We start from the raw sequence: 17,413 nt of genomic DNA, 5'->3' as shown, positions 1-17,413 counted from the left end.
CCAGCCTATACCTGCGTCTGCTGCGCCTTGATGATTTTCGGCAAGTTAATTTCGATCCAGTCAGTCATCGCCTCGACTTGACGACCTATGCCACTGCCTAGTGGTGTCAGCGAATACTCAACATGCGGCGGGACCACCGGATACGACACGCGCGCGACGAAGCCATCTTTTTCCAGTTGCTGTAGCGTCTGGGCCAGCATTTTCTCGCTTACCCCGCCGATTTTGCGGCGCAGCTCGCTGAAACGATGCGTTCCTTGCATCAATGCCACCAGCACCAATACGGCCCACTGGCTGGTTACATGCTTGAGGATTTCGCGTGAGGGGCATCCCGTGGCCAGAACTTCTCCGCGACGCATTATCTCCGCGAGTTTGCCGGTTTTTCTCTCAGACACTGCACTTACCTTTAGGTGTGTACTTACGAAATGTAATTGTTAAGGCATATTCTACGCTCTGCCACAGACAACCACGAATAGAAAGGAAACCCCATGATCGTCATCACTGGAGCTACCGGACAACTCGGCCGCCTCGTTATCGACTCGCTATTGAAAAAGGTTCCGGCAGCCAATCTCGTCGCCGCCGTACGCGATGTGGAGAAAGCCAGGGATATTGCCGCGCTGGGCATTCAGGTTCGTCAAGCTGACTACAACCAACCTGCCAGCTGGAACGCCGCCTTGCAAGGCGCAGACAAGGTCTTACTGATCTCGTCCAGCGAAATAGGCCAGCGCACTCAGCAGCATCGTGTCGTCATCGACGCAGCCAAGCGTGCGGGAGTAAAGCTGCTGGCCTACACCAGTGTCCTGCATGCGGACACCTCTGTGCTCGGACTCGCCGGCGAGCACAGGGAAACCGAGGCAGCCATCCGAGCTTCCGGCCTGCCGTTCGTCCTCCTACGCAATGGCTGGTACACCGAGAATTACGCAATGGGAATTCCCACTGCGCTGTCGCTGGGCGCGGTTTATGGCTGCGCCGGCGACGGGCGGATTTCTTCTGCTGCCCGTGCCGATTACGCCGAAGCCGCCGCCGTCATACTGACCAGCGACGATCAGGCAGACAAGGTTTACGAACTCGCAGGTGACAACTCATACACTCTGAGCGAATTTGCCGCCGAGATCTCGCGTCAGAGCGGTAAAGCCATCAACTACGTCAACCTAACAGAAGCGGAATACAAGAAAGCCCTGCTCGGTGCAGGACTGCCAGAGCCTCTTGCTGAACTATTGGCAAACTCCGATACAGGTGTGTCCAGGGGGGCGCTGTTCGATGATGGCAAGCAACTGAGCGAGCTTATCGGAAGGTCAACCTTAGCGCTGGAAACTGCAGTCAGCGGGGCATTGTAATTGGCTCCTTGCTAACTGGTTGACGTAGCCGTCCCAAGGTGCAAAAGCCATCATTTCACCGGACCTGCGCGAAAAGCCGCGCAGTCCAGTGAAGTCAAGTGTTTGGCGTGGCGACTGTAACCAACTATCCAGCGAGGATCACAGAAATGCGCGGCACCTTCCTCGTCGTCCTGCTCGCCTCTTATTCATTTGCCAGTGGTGCAGCGAGGGCTCAAATACCTGTCCAAGCCAACCCCAATCATGAGGAGTTACTTGCAAGTGATGACTCTCGTCTCGCCGCCAACAAGCGCCTGGTCTACGACTTTTTTCGCGAGGTGATCGAGGGCGGTCACCTGGAACTCGCCGAGAAATACTTGGCCGAGTCTTACATCCAGCACAACCCGACCGTGCCTACAGGGCGGGCCGGGTTCGTAGAAGTCTTCTCCAAATTCGCCAAGCCCAAAACCATCGAAGCGAAGATGAAATCTCCTGTCGTTTCCATCATTGCGGAAGGCAATCTGGTGGTTATGAGCTTTGTGAAAGAGTACAACGACCCAGCCGACCCTACGAAGAAATACACGACGACATGGTTCGATATGCTCCGCATCGAGGACGGCAAGCTCGCGGAACACTGGGACGGCATGCAAAAGATATAACGTGCTCCGGGTTTCCCCGCTGCCACGGACTCACAAATAAGCCCGCATACAGTAGTTCGCCGGACATCATCCCCTCCATGTTTTTGCGGCCACTCTTACCGTCGAGCTGTTCCTCGGGCGAGATCCGGCTTGCCGCCATCCTCGCGCATGTGATGCATGGAGTCCGACTTCTGGCTTATCCAGACAAGTGATTACTGATCGATTTCCATAGGTTCTCCGTAACGGCATGTAATTTTTTCGCTGTGGTTTCTAAGCTTGAGTGGAATCACGGGGCTTGAGGAGGGTTGCGGGCAGTGTGTTGATGGGTAGACACAAGGCTGCAGTCAACAGCGCCAATCCACCAGCGGTGAGGTGGCCACCCGTGCCCAGAAGATAAATCCGACGATGCCCACTAACCCGATGCCGGCAATGCTCAGCAGTTCATGGCGCGACCAGGCAAGCAAATCCGCATGCACGATGGAAAGTGCAAGGGCACCGATACCGACAATCAGCAGCCCCAAGCCCACTGAATCCAGTGGGCGGGGGCTGACTTTGTTGCGTTGCTTCGGTCTAGAGCGTTGCACCACGCCACAGTGCAAGCATGCCCAAAGGCAGATTCAGGTAGAAAGCCCACTGCCATCCGACCGATGCGACCACGTACGCCCCTAGGCTGGGCCCGACCGCTGCGGCCAGCCCCAACGGCCCCCCGTAGACTGACCGCCACGGCAAGTTGGCTTTTGGGGAACCCCGCCAACACGAGTGAGAGCGATGAGGCTGTTAGTAATGCGGCACCTATAGTCTCAGCCGAGTCCAAAAGTTTTCCGCAGGCCTTTATCGACCGGGCCAGCTGGCATGAAGCGGCGTAGTTTGCTCAGCAGGGAGGCCTCGCCCTTGGGTGTATGTCGCATTTTCCAAGGTCCCAAGGCGGCATCGATAATGGTCGAGACGACCCCATCGGGCTGAGGCGCCTTCTGCACGTTGTTTTGAATAGCCTGGGAAACGACGTTGCGCTCGCTGTCGTAGGCCTGAATCCTGGAGACCGCCTCGGGTGCATTGATATCCAGGTTGGTGTGGGTGAAGGAGGGCTCGACCAAAACCACGCGGACGCCGAACCCTCGCACCTCGTGATCCAATGTTTCGGACAACCCTTCCACCGCATGTTTGGATGCCGAATACAAACCCATGTACGGCGCCGGAAGGAAACCCAGCACCGAGCTGACGTTGACGATGCGCCCGGAGCCCTGGCTGCGCATGTGGGGTAGCACCGCCTGGGTGACTCGCAGGATGCCGAATACATTGGTATCGAACAGCGACTGGGCCTCTGCGATGGAGGTTTCTTCCGTCGCTCCTAGCAGCATCATCCCTGCATTGTTGATTAGCACGTCGATGCGCCCGGCTTGGGCGATCACGTGATCGACGCCCTGGCAGATCGACGCATTGTCACGGATATCCATCTGGATCATCTCGACGCCGGCGATGGGCTGGGCGGTTGCCAGGTTGCGCACGGTACCGAACACGCGGCATCCGAGTTTGGCGAAGCGTTCGCCCGCTTGGCGGCCGATGCCTGAAGACACGCCGGTAATGACGACAACGGGGGAGTTCGACATGAAGGTTCCTCTAGATAAATGGGACGGGGGGGGGTCATGCCGGCTGCGCCTCCATGAGTGAGACTTGGCTAATGGGCCGGATACCGAACCAGATGGAATACATGGCCGGCAGGAACACCAAAGTCAGGATGGTGCCGGCGAAGGTGCCGCCAATCAGGGTGTAGGCGAGCGTTCCCCAGAACACTGAGTGGGTCAGCGGGATAAACGCCAGAATCGCCGCCAGCGCAGTGAGAATTACTGGCCTAGCACGCTGGACGGTGGCTTCGACTAAGGCGTTGAACGGGGCCAAGCCGGTCTGTTCGTTGTAGTGGATCTGCCCGATTAGGATCAGCGTGTTGCGCATCAGGATGCCCGACAGGGCGATCAGCCCGACCAATGCATTGATGCCAAACGGCTGCTGGAACAGGATCAGCGTAGGCACCACTCCGATCAGCCCCAACGGACTCGTCAGGAAGACCATGACCATGGCGGAGATCGAGCGCACCTGCAGAATGATGATAATCAGGGTAGCTGCCAGCATGATCGGGAACAGCGGCAGCATGGCCTTGCTCGCCTTGCCCGACTCTTCGATGGAGCCCGCCTGCTCGATGCGATAACCGCTCGGCAACTTCGCCATAATGGGTTGCAGCTGCTGGCTGATGGCCGTCGACACGTCCGGTGGCTGCAGGCCCTCGGCGATATCGCCGCGCACGGTAATGGTCGGCACACGGTCGCGCCAGCGCATGATCGGCTCTTCCATGCGCACGTCCACCTCGCCGATCTGCGACAGTGGAATGCGCTGTCCATCGGCACCGGCCAGAGTGATGTCCATGACCCGGGTCGGATCGAAGCGAATATCCCCAGCCGCACGAGCCATAACCTGCACCGTGCGGATGTCTTCGCGCACGGCGGTAATGGGCACTCCGCTCAGCATAAACTGCAGTTGCTGAGCGACGGCGCTGGAGGTCAGCCCCACGGCCTGCAAGCGATCCTGTTGCAAGCTGAAGTGCAGCGTGGGAACACGCGTACCCCAGTCACTGTTGACTGTACGCATCATCGGGCTGGCGTCCATCACCTGCTGAACCTCGGCGGCGATATCGCGCAGCTTATTTGGATTTGGCCCGCTGATCCGGTAGGCGACCGGGTATGGCGAATAAGGGCCGAACACCAACTGAGTGACACGCACCCGCGCCTCACTGGCCAGTCCCTCTGCAATTGCCTGGCGCAGGCGATGCTTCAACGCCTCGCGCTCATCCTGGTTGTCGGTGCGCACTACAATCTTGGCGAACGAAGGATCGGGCAGTTCGGGCCCCATGGCCATGAAGAAGCGTGGCGCACCCTGGCCAATGTAGGCTGTGACGATCCTGGCCTCCTTCTGCTGAGCCAACCACGCTTCCACCTTCTGTGTGGTCGCGCTGGTCTGGGCAATGGAAGTGCCATAGGGCATCTGTACCTCCACCAGCACTTCTGGGCGATCGGAGATTGGAAAGAATTGCTTCTTCACCAAGCCCATGCCGAGCACGGCTACAACGAACAGCCCGACCACCGAGCCGGCGACCAGCCATTTGCTGGCAATGACGTGGCTCAGCAGCCGTCGAAAACGGTTGTAGCGCGGGGTGTCATAGATGGCGTCATGCCCGCCCTCGACCTTCTTGAAGTCGGGCAGCAGCTTGACTCCGAAATAGGGAGTGAACACCACCGCAACCAGCCACGAAGCGATCAGGGCAATACCGACGATCCAGAACATGTTGCTGGTGTATTCGCCTGCCGTGGATCGGGCAAAGCCATTGGGCATGAAGCCTACGGCAGTGACCAAGGTGCCCGATAACATTGGAGCTGCCGTGTGGCTCCAGGCATATGCGGAAGCCTGGACGCGGCTGTAGCCCTCCTCCATCTTCACCACCATCATCTCGACTGCGATGATGGCGTCGTCCACCAGCAGCCCCAGCGCCAGGATCAGCGAACCCAGAGTGATGCGGTCGAAGTTCTTGCCGGTAGCGGCCATTACCACGAAAACCATCGCCAGGGTCAACGGCACGGCGACCGCGACCACCACGCCCACCCGCCAGCCCATGCTGATGAAGCTCACCAGCATGACGACCAACAGCGCGACGAAGAACTTGACCATGAACTCGTCGACCGAGGCGCTGATGTTAACGGCCTGGTCGGTGACTTTAGTAAGGCTCATGCCCAGCGGCAGTTCGCCATTAATGGAATTCACCTCATCGTTCAGGGTCTTTCCGAGGTCGAGACCATTCCAGCCCTCGCGCATGACAATGCCCAGTAGCAGGGCCGGCTCGCCGCCATTGCGAATCAGGAAGGTCGCCGGGTCTTCGTAGCCGCGCCTGACTGTTGCGACATCAGAAAGCTTCAGCGTGCGACCTTGAGCAATCACCGGCGTGTCGCGGATCTTCTGTAACTCATCGAAGGCGCCGTCTAGTCGCAGGAAGACCTGCGGTCCGTGGGTTTCCACGGAGCCGGCCGGAGTCAGGGCATTCTGCCCGTTGAGCGCGGCGAACACTTCCTGCGGGCCGATGCCCAGAGTGGCCAGGCGCTCGTGGGAGAACTCGACGAAGATGCGCTCGGCCTGCTCGCCGATGATGTTGACCTTCTTCACCCCCGGCACATGCAGCAGTCGCTGGCGTAGCGTCTCCGCGTCACGCACCAGCAGGCGTTGCGGTTCGCCCTTGGCCTTGAGTGCGAACAGGGCGAAGGTGACGTCCGAGTACTCGTCGTTGACCAGCGGTCCGATCACCCCGGCCGGCAGCGTCTTCGCCTCGTCGCTGATCTTCTTGCGAGCTTGGTAGAACTGCTCCGGCACTTCCGACGGCGGCGTGGTGTCGAGCAGCGACAAGGTGGTGAAGGCCAGCCCGGGCCTGGTGTAGGTCTCGCTGCGGTCGTACCAGCGCAACTCCTGCAGGCGCTTGTCGAGCTTCTCGGCTACCTGATCCTGCATCTCCTGGGCTGTGGCTCCGGGCCAGGCGGTCACTATGGTCATCACCTTGACGGTGAAGGCTGGGTCTTCCGCCCGCCCCAGCTTGAAGAAGGCGATAAGTCCGGCCAGCGAGATCAAGCAGACCATGAAAAGAGTGATCGAGCGCTCACGTACGGCGAGCGCCGAAAGGTTGAAACGGCTCTCGCTCATGGACGGTCTCCCTCAACCGCCGCAACAGCAGGTTGCTCAGCCACCCGCACCAGCTGGCCGTCACGTAAAAGATGGGCGCCGAGCGCAACGATCTGCTCGCCGGGCTTGAGTGGGCCGGTAATGCGCGCGTGTTCATCGTCCAGATGTTGGACGACAACCGGCCGCCAAGACACCTTTGCCGGCTCACCTTGAATAACCCATACCCCTGGCCCCTTTCCTGCGTCGTATAGGCCGCCGATCGGAACCTGTAGGTCGCGCGCCCCATTTGCCTGGTCATTAGCGATTTGCAAGGTGATGGTGGTGCCCAACGGCGCATTGGCAAGTTCGCCATCTAGTACGTAACGGGCCTCGAAAGTTCGGGTTAGGTGGTCGGCGACGTCCGAAAACTGGCGCAGGTGAGTTGCAACGCTGATGTTTTCCCTGCCGAAGAGCGTGGCTTGGGCGATGGAGCCGACCGCGGGGCGCAGGGTTTCAGGAAGCTGCACAACGGCTTCCCGGGGGCCGGCATGCGCCAGCCGCACCACTGGCTGGCCGGCACTGACGACCTGGCCGGGTTCGGCCAGTGTTTCCATAACGATACCGTCGGCATCGGCCAGTAGCTCGGCATAGCGCGTCGCATTGCGCGCGACCTCGGCTTGGGCCTCGGCCGCACTGAGCTGAGCCCGAGCCGTATCCGCAGCCGCCTTGTACTGGGCGTAGGCTGACACCGATACCGCGCCGGTGCCGCGCAAGGCGCGATAGCGGACCTCGTCATCGAAGGCCTGCTGCGCTCGCGCACGCGCAGCGGCAACCGCTTCGCGCTGCGCATGGGCGGCGAGCTGCAGGTCGACAGGGTCAAGGCGCAGCAGCACCTGGCCACGCTTGACCGACTGCCCGGTATCCACCAAGCGCTCCAGAACTTTGCCGGATACCCGGAAACCCAGGTTGCTCTGCACCCGGGCAGCCACGGTACCAGTGAAGGCGCGCGCCCCAACCGGCGCGCCCTGAATGGCCACAGCACGCACCAGGGGCGCGTCAGTACGTGGATCGGATTGCGCTTGGTCGCCGCAGGCGACCAGCGCAAACGGCATCACGCCGATAAGGGTGGACAGAAGGAGGGTGCGCCGAGGCATGAGGAACCCATCTCGAAGTAATAGGAAACCTCACTTTGATTCTGGTGACCAATTTAGTCAATAGTCACGGAGTCATGGCGACATACTGCGCAGTATCAAGCTGGACAGCAGGGTTGGAGCCTCGTCGGTATGATCGAGACAGTGCTGCAGGAGCAGTGGGTTGAGGTAGGGACGCATGACCAGGTGGATCGCCATCGCGGCCTCATCGAGGGGAGTCTTGCGCTCGAAGTCCCCATTCTGTCGGCCCTGCAGGAGAATATCTTGGATCAGTTCATAGATGCGCCCCTCGTAGGCGCGCGCCGCCTCCCAGCGCTCGGTCGCTGCCGAAGCTGCAATTTCGTAGAGCTTACGGTCCTGAAAGAACAGGCGCAGGCTCGACTCAACCAGCGCCTTGAACATGCGTCGCAGTTTTTCCGGCGGGCGTTCGGCCTCAGAAACGGCAGCTCTGACCTCGGCTTCGATCTGACACAGGCAATTGGCGCAGATCGCCTCGCCTATAGCCTGCTTGGATACGAAGAACTTGTAGATATAGGCCTTGGAAAAGCCGATGGCTTTGCCCAGATCGGAGACGGTGGTCTTTTCGTAACCATAGCGGCTGAAGTGGTCGGTGGCCGCGATCACGATCTGATCACGCACTTCGTGGTCCACCGGGCCACGAGCTGTAACTTTCGGAGAAGGAGTTTTGTTCATGGGTATAGCCTACAGAGCGGTCGAGTGATGGACAATAAGTGACCGAATTGTATTGTGGTCACAATCCTGGAACGTCACCTGACCAGGTTAAAAAACCAAGCTTCAAACGCGGCCATCTGACACTGATCAGCACCAGCGTTCTGGCAGGCAGGGCGGGCGGCTTAGCTTATGCCTGCCCCGGGCTCTTCATGCTGGAGCCCTTCCTGGGCCCGATCGCGGAAGACCAGCGGCAGGCTCGCCCCAATGCCAGTTTCATTACCTGGCTAGCAGGCGTATTTGCCCCCCATGGCGTGTCGCAGCCTGCCAGAGCTCAGTAGCAGTTGACGCAGCGATTTCGAGCAGCTTTCGATCGTCAAGAAGATCTTGAGGCTTGTCCCGGTGATGATTTCCAGCAAGCGCAAAATTTGCGCTGAGGCATTTTGGCTTCGTCGTGTCGCCCTGACCTCCGCCTCAGTTAAGAAGACTCTGGACAACCAGTGACCAAATGATACATTGGTCACTGGTTGTCGTAGGCTTGCTTTCGGAGACCCAATGCTGCCCAAGCATCTTTTCGCCACTGCCGCTACATTCAGTTCCCTTCTGGGGTGCTCGGTCGGGCCTGATTACGTCCGCCCAATTCCGGCCCTTCCTGAACAATATATTGGTCAGAAAGCGGTCGAGCAGCGCGACGCCAAATTAGCCTCCAACCTAGAGGCTTGGTGGGAGGGCTTTGGTGACACTCAGCTGACCAAACTTGTTTCAGAGTCACTTCGGCAGAACTTGAGCCTCGCCCAGGCCGCAGCTCGTGTAGATCAAGCGCAAGCTGGCTTGGGCGCAGCAAATGCCGCACTGCTCCCGTCAGGCAACATCGACGGACAGGCGGGGCGCGCTAGGCAGACCATTGAGACGCCGCTTGGACAGGTGCTGAGCTCAACGCCAGGGTTTAACCGTTATGGCAGTAGCTACGAAGCAAACTTAAATGCCAGCTGGGAGGTCGATCTGTTCGGTGGATTGCGTCGTGACCGCGAAGCAGCTCTCGCCGAGTACCGGGCATCGGAGGCAGGAGAGATCGCGGTAAGGCTCGCGGTTTCAGCGCAAACAGCCGACCTCTACATCGTGATTCGCGGCCTACAGACCAGGCTCGAAATTGCACACCTGCAGGTGCAAACGCAAAGGGACCTCGTCTCTAAGGTAAGGCAACTCAATGGCGTAGGTTTGGCGGCCGACCGTGAAGTGCAGCAAGCAGAGGGGGCACTGGCTCAAGTCGAGGCAACAGTCCCTGTTCTCGAGTCCAGCCTTGATGCCGCAATGAATGCTTTGGACGTAGTTCTCGGGACCCCTCCAGGAACACACCGAGCAGAGCTGGAATGCAGAAGTAACATTCCACTCGCTCCTGGGTTTGCTGGCATGGGTTCGCCGCAAGATCTTCTTCGCCGGCGTCCGGACCTGATTGTCGCCGAACGACACTTGAGTGCTTCGAATGCACGAATTGGGTCAGCAATCGCAGAGTACTACCCCAAATTTTCGTTGACCGGCCTGCTTGGTAGTGCCACGTCGGTCTCAAGCGGTCATCTCTTCTCCAATGATGCAAGCCAGGCTGCTGCGGTGTTTGGCCTTAGGTGGAGAATTTTCGATTTCAGCCGGATCAATTCGCAGATCGCCTTAGCCAAAGGCCAAGAGGCAGAAGCACTCGCTACATACCGATTGGCCGCCCTGGCGGCAACTGAGGATGTCGAGAACGCTCTGTCAGAACTGGTGAAGCGGGAGCAGCAAGCAAAGGTGCTAGAGCAAGGCGAGCAATCGCTGGGGCACGCACGCGCCTCAACTTTCTCCGCATATGAGAACGGCGTTGTGAGCCTTATCGAAGTGCTCAACGCGGATCAAAGCCTATTGGCAGCCAGAGACAATCGAGCTCAAGCACAGACTGAGTCTGCCCGAGCGGCCGTGGCGGCATTCAAGGCTCTGGGTGGAGGCTGGCAATCCAATCATGTTTCGGACGCGAATGGACAAGGCAACACTGAGAAGCCGCAGTCTGCTCAAGCAGACAACTCAGCCCGACCCATGGCACCTCTTATTTGAAGGCGCCAATACTGAACTCTGGAGCAAAACATGGCTGGCAATAAAGGAACTGCATTAATAACCGGGGCTTCGAGTGGAATTGGTGCCACCTATGCGGATCGACTTGCAAAACGCGGACTAGATCTGGTTCTTGTTGCTCGAAACGAAAAGCGGCTAAAGGCTCTCGCGAACCGCTTACGCTCTGAGACCGGAGTAAGTGTCAGTATCTTTCCAGCCGACCTAACTGACGATACGGATGTTCTGCATGTAGAGATTCGCTTGGCTGCGAGTGATATTACAGTTCTTGTTAATAGTGCTGGAATGTCCCTCAATGGAAGCCTTCTCCAAAACGGAACATTCGAGATTAGTCAGATTATCAATTTAAACGTATGTGCAGTAGCCCGTCTAGCTGCGGCAGCAGCAAAAGCATTTTCAGTAAGAGGCGGAGGATCGATCATTAATGTCTCCTCTGCCATGGCATTGGCTCCAGAAATTTACGACGGCATCTACAGCGGCACAAAAGCATTCGTGCTAAACCTGAGTCAGGCCATGTCAGCTCACTTTTCTGAAATGGGGATATACACACAAGCTGTGCTTCCTGGCGTAATAAAGTCGGAACTTTGGAAAACAGCTGGACAAGATCTCAATCACTTCCCTCCAGAAATAGTAATGACGGTTGATGACGTGGTTGATTCGGCTTTAAAAGGCTTCGATAGAAGAGAGACGGTAACCATCCCATTTCTCGAGTGCGCCGAACACTGGGAGATTTTTGAAAAGACAAGAACCAGTCTATCCAAGTATATCTATTGCAATCAGCCAGCATCTCGCTATCTATAGCACGGATTCCAAAAGCCAAACACCTTGGAGGGCAAGCCATTGGGAACGATCCATTTGGGGAGCGCAAAGCTTGACGTCAATCTGATGTTCGTTTTTATGACCGTCTTCCAAGAGCGGAGCTTTAGCGGCGCAGCAAGGATTCTAAAAGTTGGCCAGCCTGCGGTTAGCGGATCAATTGCAAAATTGAGAGTCCATTTTAAGGACGTTCTCTTCTATCGATCAGGAAGAGACGTGATACCCACCGCTAAGGCGGAGAGAATCGCATACATCCTGCTCCCTGCCCTCAAAAGAATAGAGGCTGTCCTCCTAAGCGAAACTATAGATCCATCAATCTACTTTTACTGATACCAGTTACTAAGGCATCCACCACGCACGTTCAACCGATGACCGCAAGCCGTATTTTATTCGGATATTTAGAGCAGAGCGTAACTGCCTGGCGCCCAGCTATTAACTACTCCAGGAACTTTCGGTCGAGCAATTTAAAGAAAAACAAGAGTAGAAAAATCACGGAGAGCAATAATGTACAAGCACAAAGCTAGACATCTGTTTATGGTAAGCGCCTTGGTCGTGTCGACAAAAACCATGGCTAACGGCTTCGCGCTGAATGAACAGAGCGCAAGCGGCGCAGGTACGGCCTTCGCAGGACGGTCTTCTTCGGCTCTGGATTCCAGTACTATTTTTGGCAACCCTGCAGGCCTAAGCAAGCTAAAACGTACAGAAGTTAGCGGAGGGCTGGCTGTACTTTTTGCAAAGGATGATATTAGCGCGGCTCAGAGCAGCGCCAGCGGAACTAATAAAGGTGACTCTGTTCCAGTTACCGGAGTACCCTTCGGATATTTCTCCACTCCTATTAATGAAGTCATTTCTTTCGGTGTCGGGGTTTATGTTCCGTTTGGCCTTATAAATGACTACGAGAGCAACTTCCAAGGGCGATACCATGGGTCTTACAGCAAGGTATCCGTATTCACAGTTCAGCCGACTATATCGTATCGCATAAACGATAAGGTTTCAATTGGCGGAGGGCCAACCATAAATCGCATAGGCGGAAAGTTAGAAAGCCAGCTGGCGACGGGCGCGCTAAATAGTGGTAAGGAGGCCAAGATCACGCTGAAAGGAGATGACACAGCCGTTGGGTACAATCTCGGCATCATGGTTGACATTACAGAAGCAACAACATGGGGCGTTACTTACCACTCCAAAGTCGACTACAAACTTGAAGGTCATACTAAAGTGTCTGACTCGCCAGCAGCACTTGGCTTGAATGGAAAGTATGACCTGGAAATGGACGTAACGCTGCCGGAGTCGGTAGATACTTCTTTCACGCATCACTTTGACGACAAATGGACAGGGTATGTGGGTACGACATGGACTCGCTGGAGCAGACTCCCTGAAATTGTCGGTGAGAACAGCGGGTTACCTCTCCTGGGCGAGCGACTTGGCTTTGGTAGAATCAGCGAGGAGCTAAACTTCCGAGACACGTGGGCTACGGCAATTGGTGCCTCTTATGCGCTAACACCGCAATGGGTGCTGCGTGCTGGATACGTCTACGATCAGTCTCCGACTCGAAATGAGGATCGGAACGTGCGAATCCCTGTCGGAAATCGTCAGACAGTCACCTTCGGGGCTGGCTATTCTCCTTATCCTGACATGACCATCGATTTGGCTTACGCCTATCTTTGGGAGGATACAGCTGGCGTCAATGCAAAGAACGACTCAGGACTGCAGCCTGCCTATACCGCAAAATATGACAATTCATCTCACGGGCTGGCCGCACAGCTGACTTACCGTTTCTAGTCTGCTGACGCCCAAGATGCTCATCAACCGTTTGAGGTTGCTGGCCAGCACATGCACGCTCATTTCCGTGCTGACTCGAGCAGCGCCTTGGTCAGAAAGTGCGTCTCGCCCATGCAATATTTGAGCGTGCCAAACTGGTGCTCCAGGGTCTGGCGGCGCACGCTCATCATCTCTAGTTCGCGATCCAGCAGCTGCTTCATGGCATCCAGTACCGCCTCGTGCCGCCAGCTTTTGAGTCGGCGATAGCTGCTGGTGATGCAACTGCTGCGTATCGGGCAGCTCGGGCATGAGCGAGGAGCAGTCGTTCATCAGAATGAATCGCCCTCGTGCCGTAGACACCTTCGGGCAACAGATCCAATCGGCAGCAATGGGTCCAGGCCGTGTGAAAACGTCGTCCTCGCCTAGAGTTGCTGGAGCATCGTCAGCGGGGGCGGCGTATGAAGCGATTCATCGAGGAAGCCAGCCGGACACAGGTCAGCCTGCTGCCGGAATGCTTGGATGACTTCGTTGCCGAAGACAATCCGATCCGTGTAGTGGAAACCTTCGTCGAGGAACTCGACCTGGCGGCCTTGGAGTTCGATGGAGTGGCACCGGCTGTAACCGGGCGACCGTCTTATCAACCCGCCGCGATGCTGAAGATCTACATCTACGGTTACCTCAATCGCATCCAATCCAGCCGCCGCCTGGAGCGCGAATGCCAGCGCAACCTTGAACTGATGTGGCTGACTGGACGGCTGGCGCCGGACTTCAAAACTATCGCTGATTTCCGCCGTGACAATTGCAAGGCCAAGCGACCGATTGGCTCGAGCTCTTTACCCTTAGCCAGCCCCACGGATAGGAACCGGCGTTCGCTCTCGGTCATATCGCCAGCCAAACGCCTGGCTTCAGCCTCATATTCAGCGATCACCTGCTGCAGGTCTTTCCGGCGCTTGCGCGGCATACCGACCTCTGTAAGACAAGGTGCGGCTTGATGCGAGCCCAGTGAAGATACATTCCTGAGCAGCCTGAGCTCTTCCCGCTGATCGGTCAGGAAATCCTCAGAACCTGGCCCTGACTGTAGATTCTCCTCACTGCGAAAAGAAAACTCTCATTTCTGGCCGATTCGTCCATTTTTTCCTCACCGTACCTTCCGCGCAAAAACAGAAAAGGCCGCATCGCAGCCTTCCTACGGTGTGCCTACTCAGACTTGGAGCCATGACTCGACGGTTGCATTACTGTATTGGGCTTTCCAGGCTTTCAACACACGATGGTTGCCACCTTTAGTCTCTACTACTTCCCCGGTATTGGGATTCTTGTAGACCTTGACCGTCCGTGCACGACGAGCCTGTGGGGCGCCCTTTGCACCACGGCGAGAGGGAAGGCCTGCACTAGGGTCTAGGATAGCGATGACATCCGAGAGGCTCTTTCCATACTCTTTCATCAGTCCCGCGAGGCGCTCTTCAAACTCGATCTCTTTCTTCAGAACGGAGTCATTTTTGAGTGACTCCAAATGAGCAAGTTGCTCAGCGAGCGCTCTCTCCGCTGCACGAAATTCAGACAATTTAGACATGATATTCCTCATTCTTTATGGACTATTAGCCTACCGAGAATATAAGAAACGAGCTGGAAGTTAAATCGAAAGCATGACTCACAGACAAATGGGTACTGATTCCAGTTATTAGGAGCCTGCAGAGGCTAGGTAATATCATTAGAAAAACCAAGGCGGATCTATCAACGATATAGCCGTCAGGACTTATCACCGTCTTTCAGGCCCTCTCTGTAGCGATACGTCTCGGACACGAAATCAATGAATGCCACTGCCGATGCGACCGCCAGCCGGGCATGCCTGGGTTGCAAGCCTCGATGTTGGCCATCTCTTCCATGCCCGGTGCCGTACAGCCCGCGCAATTGCGCAAGATTGCTGGTGAGCTGAGCCAGGTTGCGAAGAATCATCTTGATGTTCTCGGCCCCCTTCGCGGCCTCACTGATTCCCTCCGGGACAAGCTGTAGCGCCTTGGCGACCTTTTTGGTGAGATCCCCCAGATCATCGGACTTCGTGAACGGAATATCACGTTTCGTCAGGATCGACTTACAGCACGTCTCAACCAGCTCTTTGGCCGTACCGATGGCCAACGCTGGATCGCGATCGACAGCATTCTCCAACCGCTCAATCTCCTTGGCCATCCAGCCGGCATTGAGTGCATCTGCGACGGTTTTGGCTCGAAGGACAGCCCGCGCTGAGTTGCTTTGAACTGGTCGGAATGCAAAGCGGGGCCGTCCGGCAATATGCTCTTCCTCGAACAGCTCCCAACCAGCCGATCGGAGCTGTTGATTGAAGTGGAGCACCAATTTGAGCGCCTCATCCCTTACAGGCCGGACTACCGGATGCACGATCTCGCACAGGAAGCGAAGGAACACTTCAGCGTTGCCATCAAGGAGTTGGAAGCGGCCATCGCTGTAGACCCAGTCGTTCGCCCAATCATCATTGTTGAAGCGATGCTGGTAGATATCACCCGCCGCGTCCTTATAGCGACTATCGGTCGACGGGAGCTTTTGGAGATCGTACAGACGACCTAGAAACTCCAGATCGTCCAACTGACCATACCAATTCGCATTCTCTAGGGAAACTCCGGAAAAGTCCCGGCCGATCTATTGAAATGATGCCTCCGCTGACCCCGAGCCCAACCGCATGACCCAGATGAGCTTTTCTGATGCCGAGTACGCTGGCAAGCGCAAACAAACCCGGCGCGAGCGTTTTCTGGCAGAGATGGAGCAGGTGGTGCCATGGGCAGGGTTGCTGGAATTGATCGAGCCGTTCTACCCCAAGGCGGGCAATGGCCGTCCGCCGTATCCACTGGAAACCATGCTGCACATCCACTTGCTGCAAAATTGGTTCGCCCTCAGCGATCCGGCGATGGAGGAAGCGCTGTACGAGATCACCTCGTTGCGTCAGTTCGCCAAGCTGTCGCTGACCCAAGGCAGCATCCCGGAAGACACGACGATCATGAACTTCCGACACCTGCTGGAGCAGCACGGGTTGGCGACGGGCATCCTGGCCGTGATCAATGGCCATCTGGGCGAGCGCGGGTTGTCGCTGCGCCAAGGCACCATTGTCGATGCCACCATCATCCATGCGCCGAGCTCGACCAAGAACAAGGAAGGCAAACGCGATCCTGAGATGCACCAAACCAAGAAAGGTAACCAGTACTTCTTTGGGATGAAGGCGCACATCGGTGCCGATGCCGAGTCCGGCCTGGTGCACAGCGTCGTGGGGACCGCGGCCAACGTGGCCGATGTCACCCAGGTCGACCAGCTCCTGCATGGCGAGGAAAATGTGGTCTGTGCCGATGCGGGCTACACCGGGGTGGAGAAGCGTCCCGAGCATGAAGGGCGTGCGGTTATCTGGCAGATCGCGGCCCGGCGCAGCACCTACAAGCACTTGAGCAAACGCAGCACCCTGTACCAGGCCAGGCGCAAGATCGAGAAGGCCAAGGCCCAGGTACGGGCCAAGGTCGAGCACCCGTTCCGGGTGATCAAGCGGCAGTTCGGCTACGTGAAGGTGCGCTTCCGGGGACTGGCCAAGAACACCGCGCAACTGGTGACGCTGTTCGCCCTGTCGAACCTCTGGATGGCACGTCGGCACTTGCTGGCTGATGCAGGACAGGTACGCCTGTAGAACGCAAAAACCAGGGCGAAACCCTGGTTTCGGGTGACACTCGCCCCCGAAGACCGGGTCAAAAAGCGATTAGGTCGTCAATCGGCTGCCCGCGGATGACTTGTTCGGAGTTTCCCTAGGCGGAGACCATCCAGAATATTTTGTCGCACACTCCTGGGGAGCCCTGCCTTGTCCGATCGCCAATCTGCGCGGAACTCCTTCGCAGGCACAAGCCTGGCCGAGTACCAATCCTGGGTTTCATGTTCAAGGATCGTCCTGAGCCTGGCAGTGATCTGCTCTTCCAGTTGATTGCGCCTTGCGCCAAAGCGGGCGAACTCTGATGCTGGCACACTGAACTGGATCTCCCAGATGTCTGTGCCGCCATTCCAATTATCATGACCGGTCAATTCGGCCTGAGCCGGAAAGTCCCGGACGATAGCCGCGGCGTCATCGGCGCCTTCAGCGTGCAGAAGCTTATGCACCGTCGCGAGGATCGGCTCCAACTGATCGTTGCTTTCCATTGCGCGCCCCTGTCCATGGCAATGAGACTGTCTCAGCCTATGCCAGAGGTGTGTCCGAATTCAAACAACCATCGAAACTGCCACGCTGCCTCATCATTCTCCAACTGCG

General features: G+C 57.1%; 17 protein-coding genes and 2 pseudogenes. 9 read left to right on the top strand and 10 right to left on the bottom strand.

Annotated features, from left to right (window positions below; all coding sequences use genetic code 11):
* Window positions 1–5: 5 nt before the first annotated feature.
* Window positions 6–356: a winged helix-turn-helix transcriptional regulator gene (locus ACNFH5_RS11705; protein WP_416746457.1), complete on the bottom strand. Its 351-nt coding sequence runs from the start codon at window positions 354–356 to the stop codon at window positions 6–8.
* A gap of 129 nt (window positions 357–485) precedes the next feature.
* On the opposite strand from ACNFH5_RS11705, the gene ACNFH5_RS11700 reads away from it, so the two are divergent.
* Together ACNFH5_RS11700 and ACNFH5_RS11695 are read left to right on the top strand one after the other, a co-directional pair.
* Window positions 486–1,334, top strand: coding sequence for an SDR family oxidoreductase (locus tag ACNFH5_RS11700; RefSeq protein ID WP_416746124.1), 849 nt, complete (start codon window positions 486–488; stop codon window positions 1,332–1,334).
* A 146-nt stretch (window positions 1,335–1,480) separates the two neighbouring features.
* A complete protein-coding gene (locus tag ACNFH5_RS11695) occupies window positions 1,481–1,969 on the top strand; it encodes an ester cyclase (protein WP_416746122.1) in 489 nt (162 codons plus the stop codon).
* Between the two features lie 323 nt (window positions 1,970–2,292).
* On the opposite strand, the gene ACNFH5_RS11690 is transcribed toward ACNFH5_RS11695, so the two are convergent.
* The 5 genes from ACNFH5_RS11690 to ACNFH5_RS11670 form a co-directional block, all read right to left on the bottom strand.
* Window positions 2,293–2,469, bottom strand: a complete 177-nt coding sequence (locus ACNFH5_RS11690; RefSeq protein WP_416746120.1) for a hypothetical protein — start codon at window positions 2,467–2,469, stop codon at window positions 2,293–2,295.
* Between the two features lie 279 nt (window positions 2,470–2,748).
* Complete coding sequence (locus ACNFH5_RS11685) at window positions 2,749–3,555, bottom strand: oxidoreductase (protein ID WP_416746118.1); 807 nt, start codon at window positions 3,553–3,555, stop codon at window positions 2,749–2,751.
* 34 nt (window positions 3,556–3,589) lie between these two features.
* Window positions 3,590–6,679 (bottom strand): efflux RND transporter permease subunit, encoded by a 3,090-nt coding sequence (locus ACNFH5_RS11680; protein WP_416746116.1) that lies wholly within the window; start codon window positions 6,677–6,679, stop codon window positions 3,590–3,592.
* A complete protein-coding gene (locus tag ACNFH5_RS11675; RefSeq protein WP_416746114.1) occupies window positions 6,676–7,791 on the bottom strand; it encodes an efflux RND transporter periplasmic adaptor subunit in 1,116 nt (371 codons plus the stop codon). Before ACNFH5_RS11675 ends, ACNFH5_RS11680 begins: the two co-directional genes overlap by 4 nt.
* Before the next feature lie 72 nt (window positions 7,792–7,863).
* A complete protein-coding gene (locus ACNFH5_RS11670; RefSeq protein ID WP_416746112.1) occupies window positions 7,864–8,481 on the bottom strand; it encodes a TetR/AcrR family transcriptional regulator in 618 nt (205 codons plus the stop codon).
* Between the two features lie 38 nt (window positions 8,482–8,519).
* Here ACNFH5_RS11670 and ACNFH5_RS11665 point away from each other — a divergent pair, with 38 nt between their 5' ends.
* The 5 genes from ACNFH5_RS11665 to ACNFH5_RS11645 all read left to right on the top strand — a co-directional run bounded on the left by ACNFH5_RS11665 (window position 8,520) and on the right by ACNFH5_RS11645 (window position 13,149).
* Window positions 8,520–8,798, top strand: coding sequence for a hypothetical protein (locus ACNFH5_RS11665; RefSeq protein WP_416746110.1), 279 nt, complete (start codon window positions 8,520–8,522; stop codon window positions 8,796–8,798).
* Between the two features lie 214 nt (window positions 8,799–9,012).
* Window positions 9,013–10,539: an efflux transporter outer membrane subunit gene (locus tag ACNFH5_RS11660; protein WP_416746108.1), complete on the top strand. Its 1,527-nt coding sequence runs from the start codon at window positions 9,013–9,015 to the stop codon at window positions 10,537–10,539.
* 30 nt (window positions 10,540–10,569) lie between these two features.
* A complete protein-coding gene (locus ACNFH5_RS11655) occupies window positions 10,570–11,355 on the top strand; it encodes an SDR family NAD(P)-dependent oxidoreductase (protein WP_416746106.1) in 786 nt (261 codons plus the stop codon).
* Between the two features lie 84 nt (window positions 11,356–11,439).
* Complete coding sequence (locus tag ACNFH5_RS11650; RefSeq protein WP_416746455.1) at window positions 11,440–11,700, top strand: helix-turn-helix domain-containing protein; 261 nt, start codon at window positions 11,440–11,442, stop codon at window positions 11,698–11,700.
* A gap of 174 nt (window positions 11,701–11,874) precedes the next feature.
* Window positions 11,875–13,149 carry an outer membrane protein transport protein gene (locus ACNFH5_RS11645; protein WP_416746104.1) on the top strand — a complete coding sequence of 425 codons (1,275 nt, stop codon included), beginning with the start codon at window positions 11,875–11,877 and terminating at the stop codon, window positions 13,147–13,149.
* On the opposite strand, the pseudogene ACNFH5_RS11640 reads toward ACNFH5_RS11645, so the two are convergent.
* Window positions 13,108–13,436 (bottom strand): annotated as a pseudogene (locus ACNFH5_RS11640) (transposase); the annotation flags it as partial. The gene ACNFH5_RS11645 and the pseudogene ACNFH5_RS11640 overlap by 42 nt on opposite strands.
* 150 nt (window positions 13,437–13,586) lie before the next feature.
* Here ACNFH5_RS11640 and ACNFH5_RS11635 point away from each other — a divergent pair.
* A pseudogene (locus ACNFH5_RS11635) lies at window positions 13,587–13,949 on the top strand (transposase); the annotation flags it as partial.
* A 380-nt stretch (window positions 13,950–14,329) separates the two neighbouring features.
* Here ACNFH5_RS11635 and ACNFH5_RS11630 read toward each other — a convergent pair.
* Together ACNFH5_RS11630 and ACNFH5_RS11625 are read right to left on the bottom strand one after the other, a co-directional pair.
* Window positions 14,330–14,698 carry a histone-like nucleoid-structuring protein, MvaT/MvaU family gene (locus ACNFH5_RS11630; protein WP_416746102.1) on the bottom strand — a complete coding sequence of 123 codons (369 nt, stop codon included), beginning with the start codon at window positions 14,696–14,698 and terminating at the stop codon, window positions 14,330–14,332.
* Between the two features lie 176 nt (window positions 14,699–14,874).
* On the bottom strand, window positions 14,875–15,777 hold the full coding sequence (locus ACNFH5_RS11625; RefSeq protein WP_416746453.1) for an abortive infection family protein: 903 nt from the start codon (window positions 15,775–15,777) through the stop codon (window positions 14,875–14,877).
* A 40-nt stretch (window positions 15,778–15,817) separates the two neighbouring features.
* Here ACNFH5_RS11625 and ACNFH5_RS11620 point away from each other — a divergent pair, with 40 nt between their 5' ends.
* Entirely contained in the window at window positions 15,818–16,804 is a 987-nt protein-coding gene (locus ACNFH5_RS11620) for an IS5 family transposase (RefSeq protein WP_416746100.1), read from the top strand.
* Between the two features lie 77 nt (window positions 16,805–16,881).
* On the opposite strand, the gene ACNFH5_RS11615 is transcribed toward ACNFH5_RS11620, so the two are convergent.
* Window positions 16,882–17,304, bottom strand: coding sequence for a hypothetical protein (locus tag ACNFH5_RS11615; protein ID WP_416746098.1), 423 nt, complete (start codon window positions 17,302–17,304; stop codon window positions 16,882–16,884).
* Between the last annotated feature and the right edge of the window lie 109 nt (window positions 17,305–17,413).

Source organism: Pseudomonas sp. NY15435 (assembly GCF_048068295.1).
Classification (GTDB): domain Bacteria; phylum Pseudomonadota; class Gammaproteobacteria; order Pseudomonadales; family Pseudomonadaceae; genus Pseudomonas.
Note: the sequence above shows the minus strand (reverse complement) of the source record. Positions and strands in the feature narration are given on the sequence as shown.

Bases quoted from the DNA above. Each gene is read 5' to 3' on its own strand.
- ACNFH5_RS11660 (WP_416746108.1), top strand. From the start codon at position 9,013: ATGCTGCCCAAGCATCTTTTCGCCACTGCCGCTACATTCAGTTCCCTT.
- ACNFH5_RS11655 (WP_416746106.1), top strand. From the start codon at position 10,570: ATGGCTGGCAATAAAGGAACTGCATTAATAACCGGGGCTTCGAGTGGA.
- ACNFH5_RS11700 (WP_416746124.1), top strand. From the start codon at position 486: ATGATCGTCATCACTGGAGCTACCGGACAACTCGGCCGCCTCGTTATC.
- ACNFH5_RS11705 (WP_416746457.1), bottom strand. From the start codon at position 356: ATGCGTCGCGGAGAAGTTCTGGCCACGGGATGCCCCTCACGCGAAATC.
- ACNFH5_RS11650 (WP_416746455.1), top strand. From the start codon at position 11,440: ATGTTCGTTTTTATGACCGTCTTCCAAGAGCGGAGCTTTAGCGGCGCA.
- ACNFH5_RS11675 (WP_416746114.1), bottom strand. From the start codon at position 7,791: ATGCCTCGGCGCACCCTCCTTCTGTCCACCCTTATCGGCGTGATGCCG.
- ACNFH5_RS11680 (WP_416746116.1), bottom strand. From the start codon at position 6,679: ATGAGCGAGAGCCGTTTCAACCTTTCGGCGCTCGCCGTACGTGAGCGC.
- ACNFH5_RS11630 (WP_416746102.1), bottom strand. From the start codon at position 14,698: ATGTCTAAATTGTCTGAATTTCGTGCAGCGGAGAGAGCGCTCGCTGAG.
- ACNFH5_RS11695 (WP_416746122.1), top strand. From the start codon at position 1,481: ATGCGCGGCACCTTCCTCGTCGTCCTGCTCGCCTCTTATTCATTTGCC.
- ACNFH5_RS11645 (WP_416746104.1), top strand. From the start codon at position 11,875: ATGTACAAGCACAAAGCTAGACATCTGTTTATGGTAAGCGCCTTGGTC.
- ACNFH5_RS11670 (WP_416746112.1), bottom strand. From the start codon at position 8,481: ATGAACAAAACTCCTTCTCCGAAAGTTACAGCTCGTGGCCCGGTGGAC.
- ACNFH5_RS11620 (WP_416746100.1), top strand. From the start codon at position 15,818: ATGACCCAGATGAGCTTTTCTGATGCCGAGTACGCTGGCAAGCGCAAA.
- ACNFH5_RS11615 (WP_416746098.1), bottom strand. From the start codon at position 17,304: ATGGAAAGCAACGATCAGTTGGAGCCGATCCTCGCGACGGTGCATAAG.
- ACNFH5_RS11685 (WP_416746118.1), bottom strand. From the start codon at position 3,555: ATGTCGAACTCCCCCGTTGTCGTCATTACCGGCGTGTCTTCAGGCATC.